The organism is Pantoea sp. Taur, assembly GCF_009830025.1.
Lineage (GTDB): Bacteria > Pseudomonadota > Gammaproteobacteria > Enterobacterales > Enterobacteriaceae > Pantoea > Pantoea communis.
Genome location: NZ_SZZZ01000023.1, coordinates 69,816 through 77,382, shown reverse-complemented (window position 1 = coordinate 77,382; position 7,567 = coordinate 69,816). Strand labels below are relative to the sequence as shown.

Below are 7,567 nucleotides of genomic sequence, written 5' to 3'. Positions count from 1 at the left end.
CTCCAAATCGCTGCCGGGCCTGCACAACTGCGCTGGGCGCAACAAAGGGCCTTTTCCCCGGCAGAAGGATATCCAGGTGTGAGACGAGCTGGGTCATCGAATGGGAGCGAAAAAGTGCCATGCCGGTTACAGCCCAGACCATCATTTCCATCGATAAACGGCGCTTTCGTAACGTCACTGTCCCGGTATCAGCGAGACACTCGTCAATGAGTTCAGGAGAAAGGAGATCGGAAAGCCCCGAGAATTCCTGAGGCGTAAACTTATGAACGATATCGAGAGCCTGACTGAGAAGCATAAAAAAATCCGTAATCCCTGAGAGATTACGGATTTTTGCAGAACTGCCGGATCGTTCAATCGATCATTTTTGTCTTAACTGATCGGCATTATGGCAAGCGCCATCCTTTTTAATCACATCAGCATGGTGCCAAATCAGGCATACACAGGCAGACGCGCACAGATATCGAGTACCTTCTGCTTGGTGCGCTCGATGGTCGCTTCGTCGTTGATGTTGTCCAGCACGTCAGCGATCCAGCCAGCCAGCTCACGCACGTCTGCTTCTTTGAAGCCACGACGTGTCACTGCTGGCGTACCGATACGCACACCGGAGGTCACGAATGGGCTCTTCGGATCGTTAGGTACACTGTTTTTGTTCACAGTGATGTTTGCACGACCCAGTGCGGCATCGGCTTCTTTACCGGTCAGGTTTTTGCTCACCAGATCGATCAGGAACAGGTGGTTATAGGTTCCGCCTGAAACGATGTTGTAGCCACGCTCCAGCAGCACTTCAACCATCGCTTTTGCGTTTTTAGCCACTTGTTGCTGGTAAGCCTTGAACTCTGGCTCCATCGCTTCTTTGAAAGCGACGGCTTTACCCGCGATGACGTGCATCAACGGACCACCCTGACCACCCGGGAACACCGCGGAGTTCAGTTTTTTGTACAGCTCTTCGTCGCCGTTTTTCGCCAGGATCAAACCACCACGTGGACCCGCCAGGGTTTTATGGGTGGTTGACGTCACGATGTGCGCATGCGGGACTGGGTTTGGATACACGTCTGCCGCGATCAGACCCGCAACGTGCGCCATATCAACGAACAGGTAAGCGCCAACGCTGTCAGCGATCTCACGCATTTTTGCCCAGTCACACACGCCAGAGTAAGCAGAGAAACCACCGACGATCATTTTTGGCTTATGGGTTTTAGCCAGCTCAGCCAGTTCGTCGTAGTTAATTTTGCCTGTTTCATCAATGCCGTAAGGGATAACGTTATACAGTTTGCCTGACAGGTTAACCGGAGAACCGTGGGTCAGGTGACCACCGTGCGCCAGGTTCATCCCCAGAATGGTGTCACCCGGCTGAAGCAGCGCAGTGTAAACCGCGAAGTTAGCCTGAGAACCGGAGTGCGGCTGCACGTTAGCAAAGTCAGCACCGAACAACGCTTTAGCGCGGTCGATTGCCAGCTGCTCAACGATATCAACATATTCACATCCGCCGTAGTAGCGTTTGCCCGGATACCCTTCCGCGTATTTGTTGGTGAGCTGTGAACCTTGCGCCTGCATAACGCGTGGGCTGGTGTAGTTTTCAGAAGCAATCAGTTCGATGTGCTCTTCCTGACGCACCTTCTCTTGCTCCATAGCCTGCCACAACTCGGCATCATAATCGGCAATGTTCATATCACGCTTTAACATCCGGCATCTCCTGACTAGCTAACTTTTTAACGGCAGTTTAAGCCCCGGCTAGGGGGCGAAGGCCAACAGTGTAAACGGTTTTGCCAGGTGACGGTAGCGCCAATCCCCTCTTTTTACGCAAACGATTGGCACGGCGCTGGAACGGGTTTTTTACGCCTTTTTGCAATCCTGTAAATCACGATATTTGCTCACGCTGGAGAGGAATATTTTTCAGGTTTGTGGGCCAGCTTCCAGCTTCAGCACCTAACCCGCAATCAAAACAGGGGATTTACAGGCCAGATGAACGATCATAATATGCATTTAAAATACATGTTTAAATTCACTGTGAGGCATTCACCATGCTTGATGCGCAAACTATCGCTACCGTAAAGTCTTCCCTGCCCGCTATTGCTCAGCTTGGCCCGCAACTCACCGGCCACTTCTACCAACGTTTGTTAACGGCACATCCGGAACTGAAAAACGTCTTTAACATGAATAATCAGCGCAGCGGCAATCAGCGTGAGGCGCTGTTTAATGCCGTTGTCGCGTACGGCAGCAACCTGAAGAACCTGGCGGTGCTGCTGCCGGCGGTAGAGAAAATTGCGCAGAAGCACACCAGCCTGAATATTCAGCCCGCGCAATATGCGGTAGTCGGTGAAACGTTGCTGGCGACCATTGAAGAGTTGCTCAATCCCGGCGACGACGTTTTGCAGGCGTGGGGCAAAGCTTACGGGGTGCTGGCGGATGTGTTTATCCAGCGTGAAGAGGCGATTTATTGCGCCTCAGAAGAGAAAGTCGGCGGCTGGCGTGGCGCACGGGACTTCCGTATCCGTGCTATCAACACTGAAAGCTCGGTGATCAAAAGCTTTGAACTGGTACCTAACGATGGTCAGCCTGTGGCCGACTTCCTGCCCGGACAATACCTGGCCGTTAGTTTGCGACCTGAAGGTAACGAGAATATCCAGCATCGCCAGTATTCACTCACCCATCGCCCCAACGCTAAATCTTATCGTATCGCGGTGAAGCGCGAAGAACACGGTAGCGTTTCCGGCTGGCTGCACACCCATGCGAAGGTCGGTGATATTGTACAATGTACGGCTCCAGCGGGTGATTTCTATTTGCAAACAAAAGGGACCGCGCCGATCACGCTGATTTCTGCCGGTGTGGGCCAAACCCCAATGCTGGCAATGTTAGCCAGCCTGGCCGAGCAGCAGTATGCAGGCGCGGTTAACTGGCTGCATGCGGCCGAATGCGGTACACAGCATGCTTTCGCGGATGAAGTGCAAGCCACAGGTGCTCGCCTGCCACATTTCACCAGCCATATCTGGTATCGCGAGCCGGAAAGCGTGGACAGTGGCCGTTTTGATGCGCAGGGATTCATGGACCTCGCAGGCATCTCCAGCCAATTGAATCAGGCCGACCGCCAGTTCTGGCTCTGCGGCCCTCTGCCATTTATGCAGTTTGTCGCGCGGCAGCTGGTCGATGCCGGTATCAGTGCCGATCGTATCCATTATGAAGTTTTTGGCCCGCACAAAGTGCTGTAAACAAAAAAGCCTGCATCATGCAGGCTTTTTAACAGGCTAACGAAGGGGCTTAGATCGCCTCTTCGTCCTCTTCACCGGTACGGATTCGCACCACGCGCGCCACGTCGAACACAAAGATTTTGCCGTCGCCGATTTTGCCGGTCTGCGCGGTATTCATAATGGCTTCAACGCAGGTGTCGACGATGTCATCACCGACCACCATTTCGATTTTCACTTTTGGCAGAAAATCGACCATGTACTCCGCGCCACGATACAGCTCAGTGTGGCCTTTCTGGCGACCAAAGCCCTTCACTTCACTGACCGTCATCCCGGTGATGCCCACTTCAGCCAACGCTTCGCGCACATCATCGAGTTTGAATGGTTTAATAATTGCATCGATCTTTTTCATGACAGATCCTTTTTTCACTCCCTCCATGATGGACGGATAACAAGTAGTATATACCCGTCCTGCTTCAAGTTGCAGAGGGGTTGGCGGCTCTCTTTTCCCCAAATCGCTTGAAGAAGTAAGCTCATCGGGATGCTTTCGTTTGCCGTCTGACTGCAACTCAAATTATTTGGGGTAGTCAATGGATGAATCAATATGCCGCAGCAAGCTACTCTTTAAATTCACTGGCGTCCAGCTCATGGCGTGACAGCAGCTTATAGAATTCTGTACGGTTACGTCCAGCCAGACGCGCAGCGTTAGTGACATTTCCTTTGGTCATTTGCAGCAATTTGCGCAGATAGTTGAGCTCAAATTGATTACGCGCCTCAACAAAAGTCGGCAGCGCAGTATTTTCACCCGCTAACGCCTGCTCCACCAGCGCATCACTGATCACCGGAGACGTGCTCAGCGCGACACACTGTTCGATCACGTTCACCAGCTGGCGTACGTTGCCTGGCCAACTGGCCCCCACTAAACGTTTCATCGCATCCACAGAGAAGCTGCGCACGAAGGGTTTATGGCGTTCGGCCGATTGGCGCAAGAGATGGTTCGCCAACAGCGGAATATCTTCTGCACGTTCATGTAGCGCCGGAATCTTCAGATTCACCACATTGAGGCGATAGTAGAGATCCTCGCGGAAACTCTTTTTCTCCATCGCTTTGGGCAGATCGCGATGCGTGGCCGAGATGATGCGCACGTTGATATCGACATCCCGATTACTGCCCAGCGGACGCACTTTTCGCTCCTGCAAGACGCGCAGTAGTTTGACCTGCAATGCCTGTGGCATATCACCAATTTCATCAAGAAATAGCGTGCCACCCTCCGCCGCCTGAAACAGCCCTTCACGCGCACTCACGGCACCGGTGAAAGCCCCTTTGGCGTGACCAAACAGCTCAGACTCCAGCAGTTGCTCCGGTAGCGCACCACAGTTAATGGCAATAAACGGCTTGTTTGCACGCGGGCTGGCGGCGTGAATCGCCTGAGCCAGCACTTCTTTTCCGGTACCGCTCTGGCCATTGATTAACACGCTGACGTCGGATTGCGCCACCATGTGCGCTTGATCCAGCAAACGCAGCATCAGTGGATTGCGCGTCACGACCGCTTCACGCCAGGTATCATCACTGACGGGCGCGCGCTGTGCTAACGCTTCATCAATGGCTTTATACAGCGCGTCACGATCCACCGGTTTCGTCAGGAAACTGAATACGCCCTGCTGCGTGGCAGAAACCGCTTCGGGGATCGAGCCGTGCGCCGTAAGAATGATCACCGGCAAACCCGCATGGCGTTTCTGGATTTCGCCAAATAACGCCAGTCCGTCCATTTCATCCATACGCAGATCGCTGATCACCAGATCAACTTTCTCTTTCTGCAACTGGCGCAGCGCATCCGGGCCACTTGCGGCGGTGGTCACCTGATAGCCTTCACTGCTTAAGCGCATGCCAAGCAGTTTAAGCAGGCCGGGATCATCATCCACCAGCAGTAAACGTGCAGACTGTTTCATGGTCACTGCTCCTCACTTTGTGCATCACTGGCGCCGTGCGATGTATCGCTGCTGTCCGCCGGTTTACGTGACGAGAGCTGGCGTTCGATGTCAGTTAAGCGCTCAAGCTTACGCTGAGTCTCCTCCAGTGATTGACGCAGTTTGGTTTGCTGCTGGCGCAGGCTATCCAGTTCGGAATCGTGACTTTGCTGAAGTGCAGCGTAGCGACTGCGTTCACCGCTTAATGCCAATTGCGCCGCCTGGTTGCTGCGCCACAGCATGAGTAACGGACGCACGGAGGCAGGATAGGAGGCGCTGTAGCCATCTAACGTATCCACGAACTGTCGGCGCTCAAAAGGCGTCACATTGCCATTTGCCAGCAAAATGCCTTGTTTAAAAGCACGCGACCAGCCTTGAACCGGCCAGCGACGCGCTTCAGCCCGTGCTTCCGCAGGCGATAATCGCTCACCGCAGTCGATAGCACGCTGCCAGTAAAGGGGGTTGCTCATCGCTGCTGGCGTTTCAATCTTCCACACGTTTTGACAATCGGTCGCCAGATAATCTGGCAGCCGCACTTCTGGCTCAGGAAGATTGGTGCCATCGTGCAACGCGCTGCCCGTCGGCGCTGTCTGGCAGGCACTCAAGCCGAATGCCACCAACGCGCAGCTAAAAAGTTTAATCAGGGTGTGTTTCATTAATCAGGCATTCCCGGCACTGGTCGTCAAAATGATTCGAAAACAGACATCCGCATCCTTGCGCGTTACCAATTGCAAATCGCCCTGCATCCTGCGCAGACAATCTTTGGCGATGCTTAAGCCCAGCCCACTGCCCTTAACTGGCCCTTTGCGCTGCTGACTACCCTGAAAAAAGGGCTCAAAGATCATCGCCTGCTCTTCAGCCGGAATCGGTGTGCCGGTGTTCGCCACCTCAATCCACACCTGGTTGCCTTTCTGTTGGCTCTGCAGCCAGATGTTACCGGATTCGCTGCCGTAGTTCACGGCGTTCGAATAGAGGTTATCGATGACCCTTTGCAGCAATGTTGCCTCTGCCAGACAGTGCGCCACCTGAAGATCAACATGGGTGGTGATCTGACGTGCACCGGCGGGCAATGAATGGATTTTAACGACCGCATCAACGATGTCATTGATTGCTACCGGCTCCAGCGCCATGGGGCCATCCGCCAGTTTGCGGTTGTAATCCAAAAGTTGTTCGATGAGACGCTGCAAATGGCGGCTGCTGGTATCAAGAATCGCGACCACTTCTTGCTGTTCCGCATTGAGCGGCCCAGCCACCTGATCGGCCAATAATTCCGTGCCCTCTCGTAAGCTGGCAAGCGGGGTTTTCAGTTCGTGTGAGAGATGACGCAGAAACTCATGTCGCTGCTCTTCCAGCCAACTTAGGCGCTCGCTCAGCCACACGATGCGCTGACCGAGTGAGCGGATTTCACGAGGGCCGCGAAAACTCACGCTGTCACCCAGCGCTTTGCCTTGCCCCAGTCGGTTAATCATCCGTTCAACGCGTTTAACCGGGCCGATGATCATGCCGGTAAACAGCAGCACCAGTGCCAGACTGATCAGAAACAGAATCAGCGCCTGCCAGCCGAAAAACTGGCCGCGATCGGCGATTTCGCGCTGAAGCTGCAAGCCACGCGAAAATACCACTTCACGCGTCGCCTGCACCATTTGCGCATTGACATCAGAAAAATGTTCGAGGGCCGTTGCGGCTTTTGCCACTGGGTTACCGTTGTCGCACTGCACGCTGGCGAGCTGCGGCAAGGTTTCCTGCAACGCTTTGAAGGAAGGAAGATCCGGCAGGCTATCCGCATGGCTGGTGAGCATCTGACCGTACCGCGTCCACTGCGTCTGATAAAGCTTTTGCAAGGTGGCATCCCCTAACACGCAATATTGACGATAACTGCGCTCCAGCTCGAGCGCCGTGCGCGCCATCGCTTCGCTGCGGCGTACGTCGGTAAAGGTATTGCGATTGGTATCTGCGGCCTGATTACTGAGCGCAGACAAACTTTCCCAGGCTTGCCACGCCAACACCAGCAATGGCAACAGGACCAGCAAAAAAGCCATCAAGACTAACTGCCGCAGGGATCGGGGAAACAGACGCCATCTCTTCACTACCGCGCATCCTTTAATGTGAGCTGCTGGCATGCTAACGAAGTATCAATAGGGAAGAAAGTACCGAAAGGAAAACGGCAGCCCTTTTGGGCTGCCGTGAGAGCGACGCCGCAGCATCGCTTGCAAATTAGGTGGAGCCTAACTCAACGTTGCGTCCGATGCTTGATAACGTTGCAAAGCAAGCGATTATCGGTTGGGTGGACGGCAGGCTCCGTTTGGTGCGTCATTCGAATTTTATGAGCTCAACCGCAGTGCGGGGCAATCATAGACAGGAGAATGAGCAACGTAGTGAGTATAGCAACTATCGTGCCAGAAATGAAATAGCATTGAT

At 53.8% G+C, this 7,567-nt stretch carries 7 protein-coding genes; 1 reads left to right on the top strand and 6 read right to left on the bottom strand.

Annotated features, from left to right (window positions below; all coding sequences use genetic code 11):
- Both FD744_RS22315 and glyA read right to left on the bottom strand, forming a co-directional pair.
- The coding region (locus FD744_RS22315) for a transposase domain-containing protein (RefSeq protein WP_202403675.1) at positions 1-295 on the bottom strand (295 nt) is incomplete at its 3' end.
- 134 nt (positions 296-429) lie between these two features.
- Positions 430-1,683: a serine hydroxymethyltransferase gene (gene glyA / locus FD744_RS22310; protein WP_160869463.1), complete on the bottom strand. Its 1,254-nt coding sequence runs from the start codon at positions 1,681-1,683 to the stop codon at positions 430-432.
- A gap of 338 nt (positions 1,684-2,021) precedes the next feature.
- Here glyA and hmpA point away from each other — a divergent pair, with 338 nt between their 5' ends.
- A complete protein-coding gene (gene hmpA / locus FD744_RS22305) occupies positions 2,022-3,206 on the top strand; it encodes an NO-inducible flavohemoprotein (protein WP_160869461.1) in 1,185 nt (394 codons plus the stop codon).
- Positions 3,207-3,255: 49 nt separating this feature from the next.
- Here hmpA and glnB read toward each other — a convergent pair whose 3' ends face one another.
- From glnB to FD744_RS22285, 4 genes are all read right to left on the bottom strand, one after another.
- Positions 3,256-3,594, bottom strand: a complete 339-nt coding sequence (gene glnB, locus FD744_RS22300) for a nitrogen regulatory protein P-II (protein ID WP_034825643.1) — start codon at positions 3,592-3,594, stop codon at positions 3,256-3,258.
- A 205-nt stretch (positions 3,595-3,799) separates the two neighbouring features.
- Positions 3,800-5,131, bottom strand: a complete 1,332-nt coding sequence (gene glrR, locus FD744_RS22295) for a two-component system response regulator GlrR (RefSeq protein ID WP_160869459.1) — start codon at positions 5,129-5,131, stop codon at positions 3,800-3,802.
- A gap of 2 nt (positions 5,132-5,133) precedes the next feature.
- Positions 5,134-5,805 carry a two-component system QseEF-associated lipoprotein QseG gene (qseG, locus tag FD744_RS22290; RefSeq protein ID WP_160869457.1) on the bottom strand — a complete coding sequence of 224 codons (672 nt, stop codon included), beginning with the start codon at positions 5,803-5,805 and terminating at the stop codon, positions 5,134-5,136.
- A 3-nt stretch (positions 5,806-5,808) separates the two neighbouring features.
- A complete protein-coding gene (locus FD744_RS22285) occupies positions 5,809-7,236 on the bottom strand; it encodes a HAMP domain-containing sensor histidine kinase (RefSeq protein WP_160869455.1) in 1,428 nt (475 codons plus the stop codon).
- Positions 7,237-7,567 lie beyond the last annotated feature (331 nt).

What these genes read in the sequence shown, in the direction of transcription:
- qseG (WP_160869457.1), bottom strand. Translation starts at nt 5,805, where the DNA reads ATGAAACACACCCTGATTAAACTTTTTAGCTGCGCGTTGGTGGCATTC.
- glyA (WP_160869463.1), bottom strand. Translation starts at nt 1,683, where the DNA reads ATGTTAAAGCGTGATATGAACATTGCCGATTATGATGCCGAGTTGTGG.
- glrR (WP_160869459.1), bottom strand. Translation starts at nt 5,131, where the DNA reads ATGAAACAGTCTGCACGTTTACTGCTGGTGGATGATGATCCCGGCCTG.
- hmpA (WP_160869461.1), top strand. Translation starts at nt 2,022, where the DNA reads ATGCTTGATGCGCAAACTATCGCTACCGTAAAGTCTTCCCTGCCCGCT.
- glnB (WP_034825643.1), bottom strand. Translation starts at nt 3,594, where the DNA reads ATGAAAAAGATCGATGCAATTATTAAACCATTCAAACTCGATGATGTG.